Raw genomic sequence first — 25,023 nt, 5'->3', positions numbered from 1 at the left:
CAGTAACTCCTAAGGCAGCGAGCTTTATTCGCTGTCTTTTTTAGCGATGTCTAGTTTACTTTGCTTATCCTGGTTCTTCTGGGCAATATTGAGTAAATGATCAATTCCGTAATATGAGTATAAGTTGCTACTTGTCTAGCCCCGATGTTACAATTTTATTCAGAATGTTTTATAATAAGGAAATAACAAGTACAAAATGTATTGATTATAAATAGAGGAGCGTTTAATATGCTTGGATTATTTAAAAAAGTGTTTGACGGAAATCAACGCCAAATCGGTCGTTTAGAACGAATGGCTGAACAGATTGATGCGTTGGGTCCTGATATTGCATCGCTGACAGATGATCAGCTTCGTGAGAAAACGGTAGACTTTAAAGAGCGTTATCAAAATGGTGAATCTGTAGACGATATGCTGACGGAAGCTTTTGCAGTTGTACGTGAAGCAGCAAAGCGTGTATTAGGCATGTATCCTTATAAAGTGCAGCTAATGGGTGGTATCTCCTTACATGAGGGGAATATCTCTGAGATGAAAACAGGGGAAGGTAAAACGTTAACTGCAACAATGCCTGTTTATTTAAATGCAATTACTGGAAAAGGCGTGCATGTTGTAACGGTCAATGAATACTTAGCAAGCCGTGACGCAACTGAAATGGGACGCCTTTATGAGTTTTTAGGCTTAACAGTTGGCTTAAATCTAAACAGCTTAACAAAAGATGAAAAACAAGAAGCGTACGCTGCTGACATTACGTATACAACAAACAACGAGCTAGGATTTGATTATTTACGTGATAATATGGTGCTTTATAAAGAGCAAATGGTACAACGTCCGCTTCACTTCGCTGTAATCGATGAGGTTGACTCCATTTTAATTGACGAAGCGCGTACACCGTTGATTATCTCTGGAACTGCTCAAAAGTCGACGGCTCTTTACATTCAAGCTAACGCATTCGTTCGCACGCTTGATAAAGAAACGGATTATACGTTTGATGTGAAGACGAAGAGTGTTCAGTTAACTGAAGACGGAATGTCTAAAGCTGAAAAAGCGTTTGGTATCGAAAACCTTTTTGATATCTCGCACGTCGCTTTAAATCATCATATTAACCAAGCGTTAAAAGCACACGTAACGATGCAAAATGATGTTGATTATGTGGTAGAAGACGGGAAAGTCGTAATCGTCGACCAATTTACGGGTCGTTTAATGAAAGGTCGTCGCTTTAGCGATGGGCTTCACCAAGCAATCGAAGCAAAAGAAAATGTTGATATTCAAAACGAAAGTATGACGCTTGCAACAATCACGTTCCAGAACTACTTCCGTATGTATGAAAAGCTAGCGGGTATGACGGGAACAGCGAAGACGGAAGAGGAAGAGTTCCGAAACATCTACAACATGCAGGTAGTTGTAATCCCAACGAATAAAGACATTGCCCGTGATGACAAAGCAGACTTAATTTATAAAACAATGGAAGGCAAGTTCAAGGCCGTTGTAGAAGATATTGCTGAGCGCTATGCGAACGGACAGCCTGTGCTTGTTGGTACAGTAGCCATTGAAACGTCTGAGCTGTTGTCTTCATTATTAAAGAAAAAAGGCATTAAACACCACGTTTTAAATGCAAAGCAGCATGAGCGTGAAGCTGATATTATTGAAAATGCTGGTCAAAAAGGCGCGGTGACAATTGCAACAAACATGGCTGGACGTGGAACAGATATTAAATTAGGCGAAGGTGTTATTGAAGCAGGCGGCTTAGCTGTAATTGGTACAGAACGTCATGAATCTCGTCGTATTGATAACCAGCTGCGTGGTCGTGCTGGTCGTCAAGGGGACCCTGGGGTTTCTCAATTTTATCTTTCAATGGAAGATGAGCTAATGCGTCGCTTTGGCTCTGATAACATGATGTCCATGATGGATCGCCTTGGTATGGACGATTCACAGCCAATTCAAAGTAAAATCGTGACAAGAGCCGTTGAATCTGCACAAAAACGAGTAGAAGGTAACAACTTCGATGCGCGTAAACAATTGCTTCAATATGATGATGTATTACGTCAGCAGCGTGAAGTAATCTACAAGCAGCGTTTTGAAGTATTGGATTCAGAAAATCTGCGTGATATTGTAGAGCGTATGATCCAATCAACAGTTGAACGAGTTGTCGCTACGTATACACCAGGTGATGAGTTAGAAGAAGATTGGAATTTACAAGGTATCGTTGATTATGTAAATGCTAATATTCTAGATGAAGGGCAAATTACGGAAGAAATGTTACGCCGTAAAGAGCCTGAAGAAATTGTAGAAATGCTTGTTGATTATGCAAAAGCACGCTATAACGAAAAAGAAGATCAGCTTGAGCCAGAACAAATGCGTGAGTTTGAAAAAGTTGTTGTTCTTCGCGCGGTTGATTCAAAATGGATGGATCATATTGATGCGATGGATCAGCTGCGTCAAGGTATTCATCTTCGTGCATATGGTCAAACGGATCCACTTCGCGAGTATCAAATGGAAGGCTTTGCAATGTTTGAAAACATGATTGCCACAATTGAAGAAGAAGTGACGAAGTACATGATGAAAGCGGAGATTAACAACAACCTTGAGCGTCAAGAAGTAGCGAAAGGACAAGCTGCCGTGCACCCGAAAGAAGGGGATGCACCTGCGAAAAAAAAGCCAAAAGTTAACGCGGTTGATGTAGGTCGTAACGATACGTGCATTTGCGGAAGCGGTAAGAAGTATAAAAACTGCTGCGGAAAAGAAGCATAAAAGTACGGAAGCGTTATTGGTTTAGCGGCAAACTGTGTTACAATCACATACAGATAAGTAACCCACAGGAAGGAAATGGGCAGCCCCCATTTCCTTCCTGTGTGTCAAAAATATGATAGAGGTGTTTGAACGATGGATTTAGTAGAAATTAAGCAAGAGTTAGAGAAAACAGCTAAGCGATTAGCGGACTTTAGGGGGTCTCTTTGACCTCGATAACAAGCAAGCTCGTATCGATGAGCTAGATGAAAGAATGGCTGATCCAAGCTTTTGGGATGATCAGCAAGCAGCACAAACAGTCATCAATGAAGCAAATGGCTTAAAAGATGCTGTAAATCAATTTAATCACTTAGATGAAACATATGAAAATTTACAAGTATCGTATGAGCTTGTAAAAGAAGAATACGATGAAGATTTAGCTAGCGAGCTGGTTGACGAGTTAAAAGAGTTAACGTCAGGTATGAATGAATTTGAGCTGCAGCTTCTATTAAGTGAGCCTTACGATAAGAATAACGCCATTTTAGAGCTTCACCCTGGTGCAGGTGGAACGGAATCTCAAGACTGGGGCTCAATGCTACTGCGTATGTATACGCGCTGGGCAGAGAAAAAAGGCTTTAAGGTTGAGACGTTAGACTATCTTCCTGGAGATGAAGCTGGAATTAAAAGCGTTACGTTACTAATTAAGGGTCATAATGCATATGGCTATTTAAAAGCAGAAAAAGGCGTACACCGCCTTGTGCGTATTTCACCGTTCGATTCATCTGGTCGTCGTCACACATCGTTCGTATCATGTGATGTCATGCCGGAGTTTAACGACGAAATCAATATTGATATTCGTACAGAGGATTTAAAAGTGGATACGTATCGTGCAAGTGGTGCGGGTGGTCAGCATATCAATACGACGGATTCGGCTGTTCGTATTACCCATCTACCAACTAATGTAGTTGTTTCTTGTCAAACAGAGCGTTCACAGATTAAAAACCGTGAGCAAGCAATGAAAATGTTAAAATCAAAGCTTTATCAGTTAGAGATTGAAAAGCAGCAAGAGCAGCTAGCTGAAATTCGTGGTGAGCAAAAGGATATCGGTTGGGGAAGTCAGATTCGTTCTTATGTATTCCATCCATATTCCCTTGTAAAAGACCACCGTACGAATACTGAGATCGGAAATACACAAAGCGTAATGGATGGAGATATTAATTTATTCATTGATGCGTACTTACGTTCACATATTTAAGAGTAGTATTATCCCCTGGATTTTCGCGCAAGCGCGGAACCAGGGGTTTTTTCTGACAGCATGAGTTGCTTAAAAGTTACATACGCTATGGTAAAAGTCGTTAACTGAGGTGACTATTATGAAAAGATCGCAAAGAGACGTATTTTCTGCATCTGACCGATTGCTGCAAATTGTCTATGTTATTGTTGGTGCAAGTATCGTGGCGGTAGCTTTTAATATATTTCTACTACCTAATCGTATTGCATCGGGTGGTGTGAGCGGGATCAGTACGATTTTAAATGCTTTATTTGGGTGGTCTCCTGCTTATGTACAGTGGGCTTTTAACGTACCGCTTTTTCTTTTAGGAGCTTTGTTACTTGGGTGGCAATTTGGAGCTAGAACTTTAGTTGGTACGGTTTTTTTACCCTTTGTTGTCTTGTTAACAAGTGATATTCAACCAGCTACAACGGATCCTCTTCTTGGAGCGTTGTTTGGTGGCATTGGTGTGGGGGGGGGATTAGGCCTTGTGTTTTGAGGGCATGCATCCACCGGAGGCACGGATTTAGCTGCACAAATTATTCACAAGTATACGTCGTTATCGCTCGGTATTTGTGTGGCTTTAATTGATGGGCTCATTGTGATTGCAGCTGCTTTGGTATTTGATTTAGAGCGAGGACTATATGCACTAATCGGCCTTTATGTCACAAGTAAAACTATTGATCTTGTCCAAGTAGGCGTCGGGCGTTCGAAAATGGCACTTATTATTACGAATAAAGAGAAAGAAGTGCGACACGAAATTTTACATACAATTGATCGCGGAGTGACACGCTTGTCAGCCTATGGAGGATATACGGATGAAGAACGACCAATCTTAATGGTTGTTGTTGAACAAACAGAATTCACAAAATTGAAACAAACGGTTAAAGCAATTGACCCGTCTGCATTTGTCATTGTTGCAGACGCTTCAGAGGTACTGGGAGAGGGTTTTAAACGTTCGTAAGTAGGTTATAATAGAGTGAAAAACTTCACAAAAATGGTTAATTTTATTGTGGAATGAGGAGGGATAGCCATGAAGAAATTAGCATTAGCAATCATTGCAGGAGCATCTCTTACATTGGCAGCGTGCGGTGGAGGTAATGAGTCTTCTGAAACAGCTTCTGAAGCAAGTGGAGAAGAGCTTTATCAACAAAACTGTTCAGGTTGTCATGGGCAAAATCTTGAAGGTGCAAGAGGACCAAACCTTGAGAAGGCTGGCGCGAAATATTCACAAGAAGAAATTGAAGACATTATCAATAATGGTAAAGGAAGTATGCCAAAAGGCTTGGTAAATGAACAGGAAGCGAGTAAAATTGCGGAATGGTTAGCTGAAAAGAAATGATATAGAACGAGGAGCAAAGAGCTTCTCGTTTTATTTTTTTACAAAAGTTTAGGCGGAAATAGTCCCGCTATTTCTTTTAATTTCCTTGATAGAAGACGTCTTTTTAGGGAGATAAAACAGGTTATGTGAATCCGACTATTGTCATATTTGAAATGAAAATGTAATATTTTTAGGGCTTAAATTCTCGAAAAGTGATGTTATAATGAGAAAGCAACTGAAATGAGTCGTTTTTTTTGATTTTTTTTGTAATTCTTTGTCGAAAGACGGGAATGAAAATAACACACTTGATTAGGTGATAACTGATGATTGAAATGCAAAATGTTTATAAAACGTATCCGAACGGTGTGAAAGCAATCAATGGGATTAGCATCAAGATTAATCAAGGTGAATTTGCTTATATCGTAGGACCAAGTGGAGCGGGTAAATCCACATTCATTAAAATGATGTACCGTGAGGAAAAACCTTCTACCGGCGACATCATTGTCAATGGCTCTAACGTAGCCAAAATTAAAAGTCACAAGGTACCAATCTTCCGTCGTAATATTGGGGTTGTTTTCCAAGACTTTAAACTTTTACCGAAGTTAACGGTATATGAAAACGTGGCGTTTGCTTTAGAAGTTATTGAGCAGCACCCAGAGGAAATTAAAAAGCGCGTAATGGAAGTGCTTGACCTTGTAAAGTTGAAAAATAAAATGCGTGCATTCCCAGATGAATTATCTGGTGGAGAGCAGCAGCGGGTGTCAATTGCGCGTTCTATTGTAAATAAACCAAAAGTGGTCATTGCAGATGAGCCGACAGGGAACTTAGATCCTGAAACATCTTGGGAGATTATGGACATTTTTGAAGAAATTAATAAAAGCGGTACAACAATTTTAATGGCAACTCACAATCGTGAAATTGTAAATGCAATTCGTAAACGAGTAATTGCTATTGAAAATGGAAAAGTTGTGCGTGATGAAGTAAGAGGTGATTACGGATATGAAGGCTAGAACATTCGGTCGCCACTTACGAGAAGGAGCAAAAAGTCTTAGTCGAAACGGGTGGATGACTTTTGCATCAGCTAGTGCGGTAACAGTTACCTTACTACTAGTTGGTGTCTTTTTAACGCTTATGCTTAACCTAAATCATGTAGCCAATTTAATTGAAAACGACGTTGAGATTCGAGTACATGTCGATCCAGCAGCTACAGACGAAGAGCAGTCGGCTATTGAAGAGGAATTAAAAGCAATTAGCCGTGTTGATACGGTGTCTTTTTCTTCTAAAGACAAAGAGCTCAAAAGTTTAATTGATAGCATGGGTGAAGAAGGTAAAGCATTTGAACCTTTTGAACAACAAAACCCATTAAATGACGTATTTATTGTGAAAACAAAAACACCAAACGATGTGGCTAAGGTTGCTACAGAGATTGAAAAATATTCAAATGTTACAAATGTGCAATACGGACAAGGAGAAGTTGAAAAGCTGTTTAACGTCCTAGAAGTTGCCCGTAACATTGGAATTGCTTTAATTATCGGTTTGCTTTTCACAGCAATGTTCTTAATTTCTAATACAATTAAGATTACCATCGTTGCTCGTCGTGAAGAAATTGAGATTATGAGATTAGTAGGAGCAACAAACCTATTTATTCGCTGGCCATTCTTCATTGAAGGGTTGTTGCTTGGATTATTAGGTTCAATTGTACCAATTGGTGTCTTAATTGGTGTGTATACGTTTGTATTCAATCAATCTGAGCCAAAATTCAACGGATATTTTGAGCTTTTACCAACGTTCCCATTCACGCTTCAAATTGCGCTATTACTTGCTGTAATCGGTGGATTTATCGGCGTTTGGGGAAGTATGCTATCAGTTCGAAAATTCTTAAAAAAATAAACTATATTATTCAGTACCACGACAAATCTAGCCTAAACGTTAGATTTGTCTTCTTACATATAAAGATGATAAGCACATAAAAAACATGTACAAATGAGGAGAACAGGCAAATGAAACGCAAAGTATTAACGGTTACAGCAGCGGCTTTTGTCGGGCTAAGTGGTGTATGGTTAAGTTCGGGGAATATCGCTTATGCAAACGGAGACATTGATAAAAAGATTAGCGATTTAAATGAAAAAAGTTCAAATGTAAACAAAAACATTAATGAAGGTAAAGAAGAACTAAAATCTTTACAAGAGCAACAGAAAAAAACAGAAGCCGAAATGAAGCGTTTAGATGCAAAAATTGGTGAGACAAATGAGAAAATTCGCAGTCGTGAGTCTGAAATATCAGAAACAAAGAAAGAAATTGAAAAATTAAAAAAAGAAATTGAAGAAGTAAAAGAACGCATTGAAAAGCGAAACGAACTGCTAAAAGATCGAGCTGTAGCACTACAGGAAAGCGGTGGCTCAGTAGATTACATGCAAGTTCTACTAGGTTCACAAAGCTTTGGTGACTTCATTAGCCGTGTTAGTGCAGTGTCTACGATTGTAGAAGCGGACCGTGAGTTATTAATTCAGCATGAGCAAGACAAAAAAGAGCTTCAAACAAAAGAAACCGCTGTTCAAACAAAGCTAGATTCACTTGAAAAAGCGTTAAAAGAACTTGAAACATTGTCGGCAGACCTTGAGAAGCAAGTCGCTGAAAAAGATAAATTAATTGCTACTTTACAATCCCAAGAACAATCAGCCAACGATGAAATTGTTGGTTTAGAAGAAGAAGCAGCTCTATTAGCTGACCAAAAGAAAGCGGCAGAAGGTGAAAAGGCAGCTTGGGAACAAGCGCAGCGTGAAAAAGCGAAAGCAGCAGCAGAAGCAAAGGCAAAAGCTGAAGCAGAAGCGAAAGCTAGTCAATCACAGCCAGCAGCAAAATCTGCACCAAGCGCAGCACCAGCTCAAAAAGCAGCAGCTGCACCAGCACCAGCAGTAACAAGTGGTTCGTTCATGCGCCCAGCTAACGGCCCAGTTACATCTCGATTTGGTTATCGTGAAACATTTGGTCGCATGCACTACGGAATTGATATTGGAAAACGTGGCGGTAGCGTACCAATTGTCTCTGTAGCGGATGGAACAGTTATTCGAGCATATTATTCATCATCTTTCGGAAATGTTGTATTTGTACGTCACAACGTCAACGGTCAAACTTGGGTATCAGTCTATGCGCACTTAGAAAGTTATAATGTGTCTAGCGGTCAATCAATCGGAAAAGGCCAACAGTTAGGCTACATGGGTAATACAGGTCGTTCATTTGGTGCACATTTGCACTTTGAACTTCATAAAGGAGATTGGCAAGGAAGCAGCTCTGCTGTAAACCCTGAAAATTATATTAACTTCTAATTTTGTGCATATGTTGTACAAGCTTATCATAAAATCTTAACAAAAAGGCATCACACTTGATTTGTGTGGTGCCTTTTGCTACAAATAACACATGCATCCTTTTTATTACATAGTTTCAAGGCTATCTATTATAATAAAAAGAGATGGGTCAGGGTTGAGGAGGATGAAAGAGCTTGAATCGAAAAATAGTGGCATTATTAATGATACTCTCTCTTGTAGTTGGGGCAGCAGGTACTTATTTTGGATTACAATATGCAAGTGCTCAAAGCGCTGGTTTATCAAGTCTCTCGTCTGCTACAGGGACAAACAATGTAGATGTAAATGGTGAGTTTGAAAAGATTAAGCAAGCCTATGACCTTATATCATCCCAATATTATAAGGATGTAGATGAAAAAAAATTACTAGAAGGTGCTATTCAAGGAATGGTACAGACGCTTGATGACCCTCATTCATCCTATATGAATAAGGAAACAGCAAAGCAATTTGAACAATCACTTGACTCATCCTTTGAAGGAATTGGTGCAGAAGTTAGCATGGTAGATGGCAAGGTTACAATCGTAGCACCATTTAAGGAATCACCGGCTGAGAAAGCTGGTTTAAAACCAAACGATCAAATTTTAAAAATTGATGGTAAAAGCATTGAAGGATTAGAGCTTTATGATGCAGTATTAAAAATTCGCGGTAAAAAAGGGTCAACAGTTAAATTAGATGTTCAGCGTCCCGGTGTAAAAGAAACGATGAAAGTTGATGTGGTCCGTGACGAAATTCCAATTGAAACTGTTTATTCATCTGTAAAGAAAGTAAATGGTAAATCAATTGGCTACATGGAGATTACTTCATTTTCTGAATCAACCCAGGATGAATTTAAAAAGCAGCTAAAAGAACTTGAAAAGAAAAACATTGAGGGACTTGTCCTTGATGTGCGTGGAAACCCAGGTGGCTATCTCCAAAGTGTAGAGAAAATGTTAGATGAGCTTGTAACAGGTAAAAAGCCGTATGTACAAATTGAAGAGCGTGACGGTGATCGCCAAACGGTTAAGTCTTCTTTAAAAGAACCAAAAGATTATCCAATTGTAGGATTAATCGATGGTGGTAGCGCATCTGCTTCAGAAATCTTAGCCGGTGCGTTAAAAGAAGCTGGTGGATATGACATCGTCGGTGAAAAGTCATATGGCAAAGGAACAGTTCAGCAAGCGGTGCCAATGGAAGATGGCAGTAACTTAAAGCTGACATTCTATAAATGGTTAACACCCGATGGCAACTGGATTAATGAAAAAGGAATTAAGCCAACTGTTGAAGTAAAGCAGCCTGACTATTACTACACAAATCCAATTCAAGTTACCAAAACACTGAAATTTGATATGACAGATGATCAAATTAAAAATGCACAGCAAATGTTAAAGGGATTAGGTTTTGAACCTGGCCGGACCGATGGATATTTTGGTAAAGAAACAGAAACAGCTGTAAAAGCGTTCCAAAAAACAAATGACCAAAAAGTGACAGGAGAAATTGACGAAGATACAGCAGCACTACTTCAGACGAAGCTGCTGGAAAAAATAAAGTCTAAAGAAGATGATCGTCAATTAGAAACGGCTCTAAAGCTTGCGAGCGAATAATGAATACAAAAACCCCCTCTTTGCAGACCTGCAAAGAGGGGGTTTTTGTAGAAATAGTGAGCATGTTTATTCCCTATTTCTGTTACAATAAGTGAACAAGTTGTTTTTTCATCCATATTAATAAAGGAGGATCTCACTAATATGGAAGAACAAAAAGAGTTACAGCCAAAGGTAGAGAAGAGTTTTGAATTGATTGGTAAAAAATGGACGGGTTTAATCATTTATGTGCTGATGAGCGGTCCAAAGCGTTTTAGCGAGCTCAATGAGGCAATTCCGGCTTTAAGTAGAAGATTATTAACTGAGCGAGTTAAAGAGTTAGAAGAGCATGATATTGTATTACGCACAGTTATACCCGATCGTCCAATTCGAACAGAATATACTCTTACACAAAAAGGAAAAGAGCTAGGGCAGATTTTAGGACCCATTACGCAATGGGCAGAAAGCTGGATTAAAGATTAACAAGTACAGGAGTAGAAGCCTAGCTACAGAAAGGAAGACCAAAGATGGCAAACGTTCTTTATATTACTGCACATCCACTAAGTGAAGATGAATCATTAAGTATGGCGGTAGGCCAGCAATTTATTGAAGCCTACCAAAAAACAAACCCTAATGATGAAGTCGTTCATTTGGATTTATATAAGGCTGACATACCATTTTTAGATAAGGACGTATTTAACGGATGGAAAAAGTTGCGTACAATGGGCTCTTTAGAAAATTTATCATCAGATGAGCGAATGAAAGTAGGACGACTGGCAGAATTAGGCGCACAATTTTTATTAGCAGATAAATACGTGTTTGTTACGCCCATGTGGAATTTTTCAGTCCCTGCCATTATGAAAGCTTACATTGATGCAATTGCTGTATCAGGCAAGACGTTTACATATACAAAAGAAGGTGCGGAAGGTTTGTTAAAAGGAAAGAAAGCACTTCATATTCAAGCTCGAGGAGATGTGTATTCAGAAGGCCCAGAAGTAAACCGTGAAATGGGACATCGCTATCTAGAAGTCATGATGGACTTTTTTGGGATTGAATCCTTTGAGAGCATTATTATTGAAGGTCAGGTAAAGTTTCCAACTAAAGCACAAGAACTTAAAGAAAAAGCAATAAATCAAGCGTTGAATATTGCTACTACTTTTTAAAAAGACTTTTACCAGTCTTTTTTTTATATTTAAAAGACATAATAAAAAACAGAGTAACCATTTAAACGCAAATAAAACAGTTGACTAAAAAGGTTACCTAGGTTATTATTAGTAACATAGTTATCAAAAAAGTGAAAGAAAGGTGCGAATTCAACATGGCAAAAGTATTATATATTACAGCACATCCGCATGACCATCAAACTTCATTTAGTATGGCTGCAGGAAAAGCATTTATCGACACATATAAAGAAGAAAATCCTAGCGACGAGGTTGTACACATTGACCTTTATAAAGAGGATATCCCACAATTAGATGCAGATATCTTTGGTGGATGGGGAAAACTAGGAGCAGGTGAAGCATTTGATAAGCTATCCGCTGACCAACAGCGTAAAATCGCTCGTTTAAACGAATTAAGCGATCAATTTGCGAATGCTGATAAATATGTATTTGTAAATCCAATGTGGAACTTCTCATTCCCACCGGTTATGAAAGCATACTTAGATTCTGTTGCTGTAGCAGGAAAAGCATTCCGTTATACAGAGCAGGGAGCAATTGGGTTATTAACAGATAAAAAAGCATTCCATATCCAAGCAAACGGTGGTATCTATTCAGAGGGCCCAGCAGCAGATGTGGAGATGGGACATCGCTATATTGGCATTATCATGAATTTCTTTGGGGTTCCTTCATTTGAGGGATTATTTGTCGAAGGTCATAATGCAATGCCTGCAAAAGCAGAAGAAATTAAAGCAAGCGGCATTGAAAAAGCAAAAGAAGCAGCACGCAAATTTTAATGAAGAAGTAAAAAAAAGGGTATCTACACAGTAGATGCCCTTTTTTTGGGTAAATAGAATTGAACACATATGTGTAGAACAGACAGTTACCATACAAAAATGAATGATTTGTTCCTTTTCTCATAGTGCTTGGAGGACTGTTTTTTAGAAAAAAACAACATTGGCGGTTGTTCTCATACTTTGTTAAAATGAAATTACTGGTTATACATATAAATCTGCGTTGATAAATAAAAATAAGAAGTTGAGGGAGTAGTAGGCGGTGGAAAGATGGAAGTCGTAACAGAGATTCTAAAAGGAGCGGGAAAGCTTTTTATACATCCGCTCACCTATTTATTTTTACTGGTTTCATTCTTTGTTGGTCTGGCACGCGTTAAGCGTGAACGAAAAAACTTTCACGTTCGAGTATTTGATTTTATTTTAGAAGCGAAGTATTTATTTTTTCCTGGCATTATTATTGGCTTAATCCTTTCAATTATCACTGTTTTAGTAGGGACATACGTAACAATTGGAACGCTTGTGTTTATTGCTTTAATCACGTTTCTTCTGAGTGGACCGTGGACATTCCGATGGTTATCGCCCGCTTATGTGTTAGGTGTAACCATTTTTGCTACGCTAGTTATTCCAAACGTAGGAATTGGAAGTGGGATTGTTCATACATGGTCACTTGAATTAAAGGATGCACATTTACCATCGCTAACGTTTTTGTTAGCGCTACTAGTAGTAGCAGAAGGATATTTGATTTGGAAGTTTGGTGTAAAAGGAACCTCTCCTGCTATTATTAAGAGCAAACGAGGCCAAGAGATTGGTGCTCATTTCTCTCAAAAGCTTTGGGTTGTTCCGGTGTTTTTATTAGTTCCTGGTGATGCAATTACGTCCACTTTCAGCTGGTGGCCAGTACTTACGGTGGGGCAAACGTCGTTTAGCTTATTTTTTGTTCCATTTGCGATAGGATTTAGTCAACGAATTCAAAGCATGTTGCCAAGCGCATCAATTTCATTCACTGGAAAAAGAGTACTATTTTTAGGTGTTGGTTTAGTTTTAGTGGCATTTATAACATTGGTTGTTCCACTATTTTCACTTGTTGTGGCGGCTCTTGGTATCGTAGTTCGACAGTGGATTAGTACAAAACAACGTGTGGTAGATGAAAATTCAGCACCATTTTTCACAAAAAAATTAGAGGGTGTTATCATATTGGGAGTTATTCCAGGATCACCCGCTGAAAAAATGGGCTTACAAGTTGGAGAGTTAATTACAAAAGTAAACGGTGTGCCTGTATCAGAAGTTGCAAAATTCTACGAAGCGCTTCAAGTGAATAATCGCGCTTTCTGTAAATTAGAAGTGCTTGATTATTCGGATGAGGTTCGCTTTGCTCAGCGCGCTTTGTATGATAATGAACATCATGAGCTAGGAATTTTATTTGTTCATAACTACAAGAAGCTAACATCGGAAGCTGTTTAATTCAGAAACCCTATTTCTTTATCATAAAGAAGTAGGGTTTTTTGTTTGAAAAAGTATGACAGATGTCTTAACAAACTTCTAGTATATTCCTATTATGTTAGATATAATCAAATTATCGATTGAACAAAAGTGTATATTTTATAAAAAATAAACAAATTTGTTCAAAAAATACACAGAAAGCGTTTACAAAATTGTAGAGAGGAGAGTATACTGAACATATAGTAAGTTAAGAATCTTTTAAATCTTAATGTGATGAAGGAGGCTTGGTATTGATGGAGGTTTTAATGAGAACGATGTTTCAATCGTTAGGCAAAAATCACTCAATGAATAAATTAGCAAAAAGGTATGGTCTACGGATGGGTGCAGCAAGATTTGTGGCAGGTGATTCAATTGAATCTGCTATTAATACTTGTAGAGAGCTTAACGCTGCAGGTAAGGTTGCAACGTTAGATCATCTTGGGGAATTTGTATATACCAAAGAGGAAGCGGCTGAATCCACTGATATGTGTGTGCAGACATTACATGCAATTGCGCACTCAAATGTTAATTCAAATTTATCACTGAAGATGACATCTCTTGGTTTAGATATTAGCGAACAACTCTGCATGGACAATATGCGCAAAATTCTTGAGGTTGCCAAAATGCATGGAATTTTTGTTCGAATTGATATGGAAGATTATGCTCACTGTCAGCAGTCACTAGGTATATATAAAGAGCTGCGAAAAGAGTATGATAACGTTGGAATTGTGATTCAAGCATATCTGTATCGCACACAGCAGGACATTAAAGACCTAAATCAATATCAAGCAAACTTGCGCTTAGTAAAAGGGGCATATAAAGAGTCACCTGAAGTAGCATTTCCAGCAAAAAAAGATGTAGATGAAAATCTTAAAGAAATTATTAAAATGCACTTGGAAAACGGCAATTATACAGCCGTGGCAAGCCACGATGAAGCAATGATTGACTATACAAAAGAGTTAGTTAAAAAACTGAATATTCCAAATGAACAATTTGAATTTCAGATGCTATACGGTATTTGTGTGGAGTTACAAGATAAGCTTGTTAAAGAAGGTTATAAAGTGCGCGTATATGTACCGTACGGTGTAGATTGGTTTGGGTACTTCATGCGCCGATTAGCTGAGCGCCCAGCGAATGTATGGTTTGTATTAAAGAACTTTGTAAAATAATTTCACGTAAAGGGGTAGATGAATATGACAATTACAACAAAACCATCTGTATTTAAAAATGAGCCTTTCACTGATTTCACAGTTGAAGCAAATAAGGTAGCGATGGAAAAATCGTTGAAAAAAGTAAAGGGTGAGCTAGGGAGAACTTACCCAATTTCAATTGGTAGCGAAACAATTGATACGGGAGATTATATTGTTTCAATTAACCCTGGGAGTAAAGATGACGTCATTGGGCGTGTGAGCAAAGGAACAACGGCTTTAGCAGAACAAGCAATGCAACAGGCGTTAACAACGTTTGAAACGTGGAAGAACGTTTCACCGGCTGAGCGTGCAGATTATTTATTTAAAGCAGCAGATTTAATGCGTCAGCGCAAGCATGAATTCTCTGCAATGCTCGTTTATGAAGTAGGGAAAAATTGGGCTGAAGCAGATGCAGATACAGCAGAAGCGATTGATTTTATGGAGTTTTATGCAAGAGAAATGCTTCGCCTTAGCGAGACGCACATTAATCAGCCATTAACGCCTGTAGATGGTGAAAAGACGCAAATGACGTATATTCCACTTGGAGTAGGCGTAATCATCTCGCCATTTAACTTCCCACTTGCTATTATGGCAGGGACTACCGTAGCGGCAATTGTATCAGGGAACACTGTTATCTTAAAACCGGCTGATTCAGCTCCGGTTATTGCGGCTAAATTTGTAGAGCTTATGAAAGAAGTAGGTTTACCAGAAGGCGTCTTAAACTTTGTGCCGGGAGACGGTATTGAAGTAGGCGAATACTTGGTTGAGCATCCAAAAACACGCTTTGTTTCTTTTACAGGTTCACGTGAAGTTGGTTGTCGTATTTACGAAAGAGCGTCTAAAGTACAGCCTGGACAGATTTGGTTAAAGCGTGTCATTGCTGAAATGGGCGGTAAAGATGGAATTGTGGTAGATGAAACAGCTGATTTAGATGCAGCTGCTGATGGAATTGTTGCAGCAGCATTTGGCTTCCAAGGACAAAAGTGCTCAGCAGGATCTCGAGCAATTATTGTGGAGTCTGTTTACGATGAAGTGGTAAATAAGGTTGTCGAACGCACGAAAAAGCTTAGTATTGGACTTCCGGAAAAAAATCATGCAGTCGGTCCAGTCATTGATCAAAAAGCATATAATAAAATTTTGTCGTATATCGAGGTTGGAAAAGGTGAAGGAACGCTTCTAACAGGGGGTAGCCCTGCCGAAGGGAATGGCTTCTATATTGAACCAACTATCTTTGGAGATGTGAGTCCGCAGGCACGTATTATGAAAGAAGAAATCTTTGGTCCTGTGCTTGCGATGGCAAAAGCAGCTGACTGGAAAGAAGCAATTGAAATTTATAACGATACAGATTACGGATTAACGGGTGGGTTCTTCTCTCAGGATGAGAGTCGTATTTCAACTGCGCTAAATGAAATGCATTGCGGTAACTTGTACATCAACAAAAAATGTACTGGTGCGTTGGTAGGAGTACATCCTTTTGGTGGCTTCAATATGTCAGGAACGGATTCTAAAGCAGGTGGATATGACTACCTACTTCTATTTACACAAGGGAAAATGACAGCTAGAAAGATTTAATGGGATTTAATCAGAGGGGCCCTGGGCCCTTTCTGATTATTTTTTTATCATAAAATTTTTGGTTACTTCTGAATTAAAATCTAGTATATTATTTCTATGCAAATTTGAGAGGAGAGATTTGATGGAGATTCAGCTGTTAAGTTCCATTGTGGTATACATGATCGGTATGTTATTAATTGGTTATTATGCTTACCGAAGGACTTCTAATCTATCAGACTATGTATTAGGAGGACGCTCGCTAGGCCCGGGCGTAACGGCTTTAAGTGCAGGAGCCTCTGATATGAGTGGATGGCTAATGATGGGATTACCTGGTGCTATGTTTGTTCAGGGGGTAAGTGCTTCGTGGATTGTAATTGGGCTTACGTTAGGTGCATATGCTAACTGGTTATTTGTTGCACCTCGTCTTCGTAAGTATACAGAAGTGGCTAATAATTCAATGACAATTCCAGCATTTTTAGAAAATCGCTTTAACGATGATTCCAAAATGTTACGCATGATATCAGCTATTGTTATTATTTTATTTTTTACTTTTTATGTCTCATCAGGAATTGTATCAGGAGGCGTTCTTTTTGAAACAACGCTTAATCTAGACTACGAGATAGGCCTATGGGTTGTAGCTGGAGTAGTCGTAGCTTATACGTTGTTTGGTGGCTTTTTAGCCGTTAGTTGGACCGATTTCGTTCAAGGAATTATTATGTTTGTTGCTTTAATCCTTGTGCCAATTGTGGTTCTTACACAAATAGGTGGATTTGATACGGCAATGAATGAGGTTCGAAACATTGATACGGACTTATTCAATATTTTTAGTGGCACAAGCTTCTTAGGCATCATTTCGTTGTTTGCATGGGGATTAGGTTATTTTGGACAGCCTCATATTATTGTTCGATTTATGGCTATCTCATCAGTAAAAGAAATTAAGCCTGCTCGTCGCATTGGGATGAGTTGGATGCTTGTTTCAGTGGTTGGAGCTATGCTAACGGGCTTTGTAGGCTTAGCCTATTATACAAAACAAGGGTTGGACATTGCCGATCCTGAAACGGTATTCATCGGATTAAGTACGATTTTATTTCATCCAATTATTACAGGTTTCTTATTAGCAGCTTTGCTAGCTGCCGTAATGAGTACCATTTCATCACAACTTCTTGTAACGTCAAGTTCATTAACAGAAGATTTGTACAAAACATTTTTCCGACGTTCAGCAAGTGATAAAGAACTAATGTTGGTTGGACGTGGATTTGTACTTCTTGTATCCATCATTGGTGTCATGATTGCATTTAATAAAAGCGGTACAATCCTATCCTTAGTCGGTTATGCGTGGGCAGGGTTTGGAGCTGCTTTTGGTCCTGTTATCTTATTGAGCCTTTATTGGAAACGAATGAATAAATGGGGAGCGTTAGCAGGTATGGTTCTTGGTGCCGTGACGGTTGTTGTATGGACAAAGATCCCTGGGCTATCGGATTTATTATACGAAATGATTCCAGGTTTTTTAATTAGCTTAGTTGGAATTGTAGTAGTAAGTCTATTAACACCTGCTCCGAACGAGAAAACGCAAAGCGAGTTTGAAGAATATAATCAATCAGCGTAACCAAAAAGACCTTTCTAATTTAGAAAGGTCTTTTTGGTTACAAGCCGTATTCTTTAATTTTGTTATACAATGTTCCTCTTGAAATTCCCAATAAATCAGCTGCGGCGCTCTTATTGCCATAGGTTCTTTTTAGCGTATCTTGAATAAGCTGCTTTTCAGAGGATGCTTCATTCAAAGGCTCATGAAGATTGATTTGACGTTTTAATTCAGCTGGTAAGTGTTGTGCCGTGATGGTTGGCAAATCGTTAAGTAAGATTAGTCGTTCTATAGTATTTCGAAGTTCTCGTACATTACCGGGCCACTCTTGATGACAAAGCGTTTCCACAATATCTTCATCAAGAATCGGTTTTGCCTTTTCGTACTTTATGCTAAATTCTTCAATAAATTGTGTAATGAGCGTTGGAATTTCATTCTGACGCTCTTTTAAAGGTGGAATATGAATATTGATGACCGTTAGCTGATAATAAAGGCCCTCATAAAATTCTCCTTGCTCGATTAAGCTCTCTAATAGGATAGATGTTGAAGCCATAATCCTTGTATTAACTTGAACTTGCTCATTACTTCCCGTCATGTAATAAGCAGCGTTTTCGAGATAGTCACACAGTTTAATTTGAACATCTAAAGGCATCTTATGAACATCTTGAATAAATAAGGTTCCGTTAGCTGCTAGCTCTAATTTTCCAGGCCTTTTATCGGTTGTAGGCTGTGAGAATACGCCTTGCTGATATCCGAAAAGCTCCATATCGATGAGGCCAGGAGGAATAGTTGCGCAGTTTAGCGTAATAAAGGGTTCGTTTCGTCTTGTACTATCGTAATGAATAGCCTGAGCAAGTAGTTCTTTTCCAGACCCTACCTCTCCGGTTAATAAAATAGGAATATTTGTAGACGAGACCTTTTTAGCCATTTCTATCTCTTCTTCAAGGGAAGAGTTCTCCCCAATAATAGAAGAAAATAAGCTCTTATCACCTACCAATGGGTCTTGTTCGACTTCTTCGTGCAGTCGAATAATATTGGTAATATCATGCTCGGTTGCCACTGCACCAATCACTTTATGACCTTTTACAATAGGTGAAGCATTTACTAACACATGCGTTTCTTTATTTGGCTTATGGTATGCGCCTCGGATTGGTCGACCTTCGTTTAAGATTTTATGTAGCACAATGGATTCATCATCGAAGTACGTATTAATAAACTCGCCAACAATTGCTTGTTTAGCGATTTTGTACGTATTTTCAGCCGCTGTATTCCACAGTACTACTTTTCCTTTATCATCAACAACCGTCACAGCATCGTTAATGGTTTCTCCCAGCGTTTCAAAATAAGAGAAAACATCTTCATTTTCAGCTTGTAGATAGTGAATCCAATCGGAAGGATGAAGTACACCGTGAATAGAATTAGTTTCGTATGCTTGGATAAGAACTGGACGCTCCCAGTTAACCTTTGATGTTTTGAGGTCAAGCCAAGTAGATATAGTAGAAGGAGACCAGTTGGTTTTATAAATCCAATCAATAATAGGCATGCTCATCGAAGCACTCTGGAGGGCAAACTGTTCTGTTGTATGAAAGATGTAATAATGTTTATCAAAAACGATAACATATTCAAAGTTAGAAAGTTCGGATTTTATCTGGGACATGGATGTAGATGGACTGGTTAAAATAAAGGAGTCGTTTATTTTAATTGAGCTCATTGGATTGTACTAAACCCCTTTCATATTCTTACTTTTCATTAAATGTATCATACTTTTTAAAAGGTCGCAAAGCGCTTCTTTTGATCTATTTTATAGCTAATTTGCAAAGGGATTATATATTTGCTCAGACTGGGTATACAAATGAGAGATGAAGAAACAAGGAAAATTTGAACAGTCAAATACTATTGAGTTCCATTATATAAAAAGAAGTGATAAAATACGAATATAAGTTCGTGTTTTAGGAGATTACGGTACTATAATTTTTAACACTAAGGGAATGGAGGCCTCTCTGTGGCAGATCAATTTAAGCTAGTATCCTCATATGAACCTCAAGGGGATCAGCCTAAGGCAATCGAAAAAATTGTCAAAGGTATTCAGGAAGGAAAACAGCAGCAGGTGTTATTAGGTGCAACAGGAACAGGTAAGACCTTTACGATTTCTAACGTAATTAAGGAAGTTAATAAGCCTACCTTAATTATTGCTCATAATAAAACGTTAGCTGGTCAGTTGTATAGCGAGTTTAAAGAGTTCTTTCCGGATAATGCAGTAGAATATTTTGTAAGCTATTACGACTATTATCAGCCGGAAGCCTATGTTCCACAAACCGATACGTTTATTGAAAAAGATGCAAGCATTAATGACGAAATCGATAAGCTGCGGCACTCTGCAACGTCTTCGTTGTTTGAGCGAAAAGACGTTATCATTATTGCCAGCGTTTCTTGTATTTATGGATTAGGTTCACCGGAAGAATATAAAGAAATGGTTGTCTCGCTTCGTGTCGGCATGGAAAAAGAGCGAAATCAACTACTTCGAGATCTTGTTGACGTACAGTATGAACGAAATGACATCGACTTTAAACGCGGGACGTTTCGCGTGCGTGGAGATGTAGTGGAAATTTTTCCAGCGTCAAGAGATGAGCGCTGCATTCGCGTTGAGTTTTTTGGTGATGAAATCGATCGGATTCGTGAAGTCGATGCTTTAACTGGAGAAGTACTTGGCGACAGAGAGCATGTTGCTATCTTCCCAGCGTCTCACTTCGTAACTCGTGAAGAAAAGATGAAAGTAGCCATTAAAAATATCGAGAAAGAGCTTCAAGAACAGCTTGAAAAGATGCGAGAAGCAGGCAAGTTACTAGAAGCTCAGCGCCTTGAACAGCGCACAAATTATGATTTAGAAATGATGAGAGAGATGGGGTTTTGTTCTGGAATTGAAAATTACTCTCGCCATTTAACACTACGTCCACCAGGATCAACACCATACACGCTGCTAGACTTCTTTCCAGAAGACTTTCTTCTTGTGGTAGATGAATCACACGTGACTATTCCACAAATTCGCGGAATGTATAACGGAGACCAAGCGCGTAAACAAGTGCTGGTTGACCACGGCTTTCGCCTTCCGTCCGCGCTTGATAACCGCCCGTTAAAATTCGATGAATTTGAAGATCATATTCATCAAATTGTTCATGTTTCAGCAACACCAGGGCCTTATGAGCTTGAGAAAGCGCCTGATGTCATTGAACAAATTATTCGACCAACAGGATTACTAGATCCGAATATTGAAGTGAGACCAATTGAAGGCCAGATTGATGATTTGATTGGTGAACTTCAAGATCGAATTGCGAAAAACGAGCGCGTTCTCATTACAACGTTAACGAAAAAAATGTCAGAGGACTTAACCAATTACTTAAAAGAAATAGGCATTAAAGTACAGTATTTGCATTCTGAAATTAAAACGCTTGAGCGAATTGAAATTATTCGAGATTTACGACTTGGTAAGTTTGATGTTTTAGTTGGAATCAACCTTCTAAGAGAAGGGCTCGACATTCCTGAAGTGTCACTTGTTACAATATTGGACGCAGATAAAGAAGGATTTCTACGATCAGAACGATCACTTATCCAAACGATTGGTCGAGCAGCGCGTAATGCCAATGGGCATGTTATTATGTACGCAGACCGTATTACTAACTCAATGGAAATTGCGATTAGTGAAACAAAGCGTCGTCGTAGCATCCAAGAAGAATATAACGAAAAACACGGCATTACGCCGCAGACGATTCAAAAAGAAGTTCGCGGTGCCATCCGAGCAACAATTGTAGCTGAGGATACTGAAAGTTACGATCAAGCACCTGCATTCGATAAAATGACTGGAAAAGAAAAACATAAAGTAATTCAAGAAATGGAAGAAGAGATGAAGGAAGCAGCTAAAGCTCTTAACTTTGAACGAGCCGCTGAGCTTCGTGACCTCATTTTAGAACTAAAAGCAGAAGGGTGATAGCAAGATGGCGATGGAGAAAATCGTAATAAAAGGCGCGCGCGCTCATAATTTAAAAAATATCGATATTGAAATTCCGCGTGATAAGCTGGTCGTACTAACCGGCTTATCAGGTTCTGGTAAATCATCGCTTGCTTTTGATACGATTTATGCAGAAGGTCAGAGACGTTACGTGGAGTCACTATCCGCATATGCTCGACAGTTCCTTGGTCAGATGGACAAGCCGGACGTGGATTCCATTGAAGGTTTGTCTCCGGCTATCTCAATTGATCAAAAAACAACGAGTCGTAACCCTCGTTCAACTGTAGGAACGGTTACAGAGATTTATGATTATTTACGTTTACTGTTTGCGCGTGTAGGGAGACCAACTTGTCCAAACCATGGAATTGAAATCACGTCTCAGACCATTGAACAGATGGTCGACCGTATTTTAGAGTATGAAGAGCGTACAAAATTACAAGTGCTTGCTCCCGTTGTATCTGGACGAAAAGGTGCACATGTAAAAGCTTTAGAAGACATTAAAAAGCAAGGCTATGTGCGCATACGTGTAGACGGAGAAATGCGTGAAGTAACAGAAGAAATTGAGTTAGATAAAAATAAAAAGCATTCGATTGAAGTAGTTATCGATCGAATCGTCGTAAAAGAAGGCGTACAATCTCGTTTATCTGACTCTTTAGAAACGGCTCTAAAACTTGGTGATGGAAAAGTTATTATCGATATTATCGGTGAAGAAGAGCTCTTATTTAGTGAGCATCATGCATGCCCGAAATGTGGTTTTTCCATTGGGGAGCTTGAACCTAGAATGTTTTCATTTAACAGTCCTTATGGCGCTTGTACAGCATGTGATGGATTAGGCATGAAGCTTAAAGTGGACGCTGAGCTGGTGATTCCGGATGATACATTAACATTACGAGAGAATGGTATTGCTCCTTGGGCTCCAACAAGCTCTCAGTACTATCCACAAATGCTAGAAGCAGTCTGTGCTCACTATGGCATTGATATGGATGTAGCGGTAAAAGACTTACCTAAGCATTTGTTAGATAAGATTTTGTATGGAAGCGATGGAGACAAAATATATTTCCGGTACGAAAATGACTTTGGACAAGTGCGTGAAAACGAAATTTTGTTCGAAGGTGTAATTCCAAACGTAGAGCGTCGTTATCACGAAACAAGTTCTGATTATATTCGTGAGCAAATGGAAAAATATATGGCTGAACAGCCTTGTTCAACATGTAAAGGCCACCGCTTAAAGAAAGAAGCACTTGCCGTTTTAATTGATTCGAAACATATTGGTAACGTGACTCGCTTTTCTGTTCAAGAAGCGTACAATTTCTTTAGCAGCCTGCAGCTTTCTGATAAAGAAATGAAAATCGCAGACATGATTTTAAGAGAAATTAAAGAACGACTCGGATTCTTAGTAAATGTTGGACTAGATTACCTCACGATTAATCGTTCAGCTGGAACATTGTCTGGTGGAGAAGCACAGCGTATTCGACTAGCAACGCAAATTGGCTCACGCTTAACAGGAGTCCTGTATATTCTAGATGAACCATCAATTGGTCTGCATCAGCGTGATAATGACCGCCTTATTCGAACAATGCAAGATATGAGAGACATTGGCAACACGCTAATTGTTGTTGAGCACGATGAAGATACGATGCTTGCTGCTGATTATTTAATTGATATTGGTCCCGGTGCCGGTGTCCATGGAGGAGCAGTTGTGTCACAGGGTACGCCAAAAGAAGTGATGGCAGATCCAAATTCATTAACGGGTCAGTATCTATCCGGAGACCGTTTTATTCCGTTGCCAACAGAGCGCCGCTCAGTTGACAAAAGTCGAATGATTGACATTGTAGGTGCAAAAGAAAATAATTTGAAAAATGTAAAGGCAAGTATTCCACTTGGAACGTTTACAGCCGTGACAGGCGTATCAGGGTCAGGGAAAAGTACGCTAGTAAATGATATTTTACACAAAACGCTTGCTCAAAAGCTTCATAAAGCAAAAAGTAAAGCTGGCGAACATAAAGAAATCAAAGGAATTGAGCACTTAGATAAAGTGATTGATATTGATCAGTCTCCAATTGGGCGTACACCTCGCTCTAATCCTGCTACGTATACGGGCGTCTTTGATGATATTCGTGACGTGTTTGCCCAAACAAACGAAGCAAAAGTGCGAGGTTATAAAAAAGGCCGCTTTAGTTTTAACGTAAAGGGAGGCCGCTGTGAAGCTTGCCGTGGAGACGGAATTATTAAAATTGAAATGCACTTTTTACCGGATGTATATGTACCGTGTGAAGTTTGTCATGGGAAGCGCTATAACCGTGAAACATTAGAGGTTAAGTATAAAGATCATAATATTTCAGACGTGCTGGATATGACGGTTGAGGATGCTTTGCATTTCTTTGAAAACATTCCGAAAATCAAGCGTAAGCTACAAACGATTTATGATGTAGGTCTTGGATATATTACGCTTGGGCAACCTGCTACAACGCTATCAGGGGGAGAAGCACAGCGCGTAAAACTAGCTTCAGAGCTTCATCGTCGATCAACGGGCCGAACGCTTTATATTTTAGATGAGCCAACAACTGGTCTCCATATTGACGACATTGCGCGACTTCTAAAAGTACTGCAACGCCTCGTTGAAAATGGTGACACAGTCCTTGTGATTGAACATAATCTGGATATTATTAAAGCAGCAGATTATTTAATTGATTTAGGACCTGAAGGTGGGGATAAAGGCGGTCAGATTGTTGGTACAGGTACACCAGAAGAAGTCGCGGAAGTGAAAGGGTCCTATACAGGCAAATATTTAAAACCGATTTTAGAACGGGATCGAAAGCGTATGGATGAGAAGATAAAAGAAGTTCAAACTGTTGGTAAAGCATAGAAGAAAGGAAAAGGCGCTAAAGGTAGCGCCTTTTTTCTATTTTATGTATATTGAAACTTTTTACAGCATAAACCGTATTACATAATAGTCTGCTTTTTCTTTAATAAAAAGGCAGTAAAAGTATGAAATAATGGGTTAAGATAGATGAATTTATAAACCAAAAGGGGAGAG

17 protein-coding genes and 1 pseudogene are annotated in these 25,023 nt (G+C 39.0%); 17 read left to right on the top strand and 1 reads right to left on the bottom strand.

Going from position 1 to position 25,023, the window contains the following annotated elements; all coding sequences use genetic code 11:
- Positions 1-228 precede the first annotated feature (228 nt).
- The 15 genes and pseudogenes from secA (at position 229) to putP (ending at position 18,007) form a co-directional block, all read left to right on the top strand.
- Positions 229-2,745 (top strand): preprotein translocase subunit SecA, encoded by a 2,517-nt coding sequence (secA, locus tag V2145_RS18300; RefSeq protein WP_094911088.1) that lies wholly within the window; start codon positions 229-231, stop codon positions 2,743-2,745.
- Positions 2,746-2,877: 132 nt separating this feature from the next.
- A protein-coding gene (gene prfB, locus V2145_RS18295; protein WP_131887498.1) for a peptide chain release factor 2 occupies positions 2,878-3,976 on the top strand; the annotation gives its coding sequence in 2 pieces (ribosomal slippage) (positions 2,878-2,940 and positions 2,942-3,976; 1,098 coding nt in all).
- 118 nt (positions 3,977-4,094) lie between these two features.
- A pseudogene (locus V2145_RS18290) lies at positions 4,095-4,955 on the top strand (YitT family protein).
- 69 nt (positions 4,956-5,024) lie between these two features.
- Positions 5,025-5,333 carry a cytochrome c551 gene (gene cccB, locus V2145_RS18285; RefSeq protein WP_094911090.1) on the top strand — a complete coding sequence of 103 codons (309 nt, stop codon included), beginning with the start codon at positions 5,025-5,027 and terminating at the stop codon, positions 5,331-5,333.
- 302 nt (positions 5,334-5,635) lie between these two features.
- Positions 5,636-6,322 carry a cell division ATP-binding protein FtsE gene (gene ftsE / locus V2145_RS18280; protein ID WP_061786090.1) on the top strand — a complete coding sequence of 229 codons (687 nt, stop codon included), beginning with the start codon at positions 5,636-5,638 and terminating at the stop codon, positions 6,320-6,322.
- Positions 6,312-7,202 (top strand): permease-like cell division protein FtsX, encoded by an 891-nt coding sequence (gene ftsX, locus V2145_RS18275; protein ID WP_094911091.1) that lies wholly within the window; start codon positions 6,312-6,314, stop codon positions 7,200-7,202. Before ftsE ends, ftsX begins: the two co-directional genes overlap by 11 nt.
- 110 nt (positions 7,203-7,312) lie before the next feature.
- Complete coding sequence (locus tag V2145_RS18270) at positions 7,313-8,638, top strand: murein hydrolase activator EnvC family protein (RefSeq protein ID WP_330988079.1); 1,326 nt, start codon at positions 7,313-7,315, stop codon at positions 8,636-8,638.
- A gap of 173 nt (positions 8,639-8,811) precedes the next feature.
- The gene (locus V2145_RS18265) at positions 8,812-10,254 is read left to right on the top strand and encodes a S41 family peptidase (RefSeq protein ID WP_330988078.1); all 1,443 of its coding nucleotides are present in this window, start codon (positions 8,812-8,814) and stop codon (positions 10,252-10,254) included.
- Between the two features lie 141 nt (positions 10,255-10,395).
- Positions 10,396-10,713, top strand: a complete 318-nt coding sequence (locus V2145_RS18260) for a winged helix-turn-helix transcriptional regulator (RefSeq protein WP_311856137.1) — start codon at positions 10,396-10,398, stop codon at positions 10,711-10,713.
- A 44-nt stretch (positions 10,714-10,757) separates the two neighbouring features.
- The gene (locus tag V2145_RS18255; RefSeq protein WP_311856138.1) at positions 10,758-11,393 is read left to right on the top strand and encodes an FMN-dependent NADH-azoreductase; all 636 of its coding nucleotides are present in this window, start codon (positions 10,758-10,760) and stop codon (positions 11,391-11,393) included.
- Between the two features lie 155 nt (positions 11,394-11,548).
- Positions 11,549-12,184 carry an FMN-dependent NADH-azoreductase gene (locus V2145_RS18250; RefSeq protein ID WP_210610834.1) on the top strand — a complete coding sequence of 212 codons (636 nt, stop codon included), beginning with the start codon at positions 11,549-11,551 and terminating at the stop codon, positions 12,182-12,184.
- A 267-nt stretch (positions 12,185-12,451) separates the two neighbouring features.
- Positions 12,452-13,642 carry a PDZ domain-containing protein gene (locus tag V2145_RS18245; protein WP_330988077.1) on the top strand — a complete coding sequence of 397 codons (1,191 nt, stop codon included), beginning with the start codon at positions 12,452-12,454 and terminating at the stop codon, positions 13,640-13,642.
- Between the two features lie 272 nt (positions 13,643-13,914).
- Positions 13,915-14,829, top strand: a complete 915-nt coding sequence (locus V2145_RS18240; protein ID WP_330988076.1) for a proline dehydrogenase — start codon at positions 13,915-13,917, stop codon at positions 14,827-14,829.
- 24 nt (positions 14,830-14,853) lie between these two features.
- A complete protein-coding gene (gene pruA, locus V2145_RS18235) occupies positions 14,854-16,422 on the top strand; it encodes an L-glutamate gamma-semialdehyde dehydrogenase (RefSeq protein WP_330988075.1) in 1,569 nt (522 codons plus the stop codon).
- 121 nt (positions 16,423-16,543) lie between these two features.
- Positions 16,544-18,007 (top strand): sodium/proline symporter PutP, encoded by a 1,464-nt coding sequence (gene putP, locus V2145_RS18230; RefSeq protein WP_311856142.1) that lies wholly within the window; start codon positions 16,544-16,546, stop codon positions 18,005-18,007.
- A 37-nt stretch (positions 18,008-18,044) separates the two neighbouring features.
- On the opposite strand, the gene V2145_RS18225 is transcribed toward putP, so the two are convergent.
- On the bottom strand, positions 18,045-19,694 hold the full coding sequence (locus V2145_RS18225) for a sigma-54 interaction domain-containing protein (protein ID WP_131887496.1): 1,650 nt from the start codon (positions 19,692-19,694) through the stop codon (positions 18,045-18,047).
- A 291-nt stretch (positions 19,695-19,985) separates the two neighbouring features.
- Between V2145_RS18225 and uvrB the strand changes: the two genes are divergently transcribed.
- Together uvrB and uvrA are read left to right on the top strand one after the other, a co-directional pair.
- Positions 19,986-21,965: an excinuclease ABC subunit UvrB gene (uvrB, locus tag V2145_RS18220; RefSeq protein ID WP_210610840.1), complete on the top strand. Its 1,980-nt coding sequence runs from the start codon at positions 19,986-19,988 to the stop codon at positions 21,963-21,965.
- Positions 21,966-21,972: 7 nt separating this feature from the next.
- A complete protein-coding gene (gene uvrA, locus V2145_RS18215) occupies positions 21,973-24,852 on the top strand; it encodes an excinuclease ABC subunit UvrA (RefSeq protein WP_330988074.1) in 2,880 nt (959 codons plus the stop codon).
- Positions 24,853-25,023 lie beyond the last annotated feature (171 nt).

The organism is Priestia sp. GS2, from assembly GCF_036409025.1.
In the GTDB taxonomy this organism is placed as follows: Bacteria; Bacillota; Bacilli; order Bacillales; family Bacillaceae_H; genus Priestia; species Priestia aryabhattai_A.
This window is presented reverse-complemented; position numbering and strand designations above follow the sequence as displayed.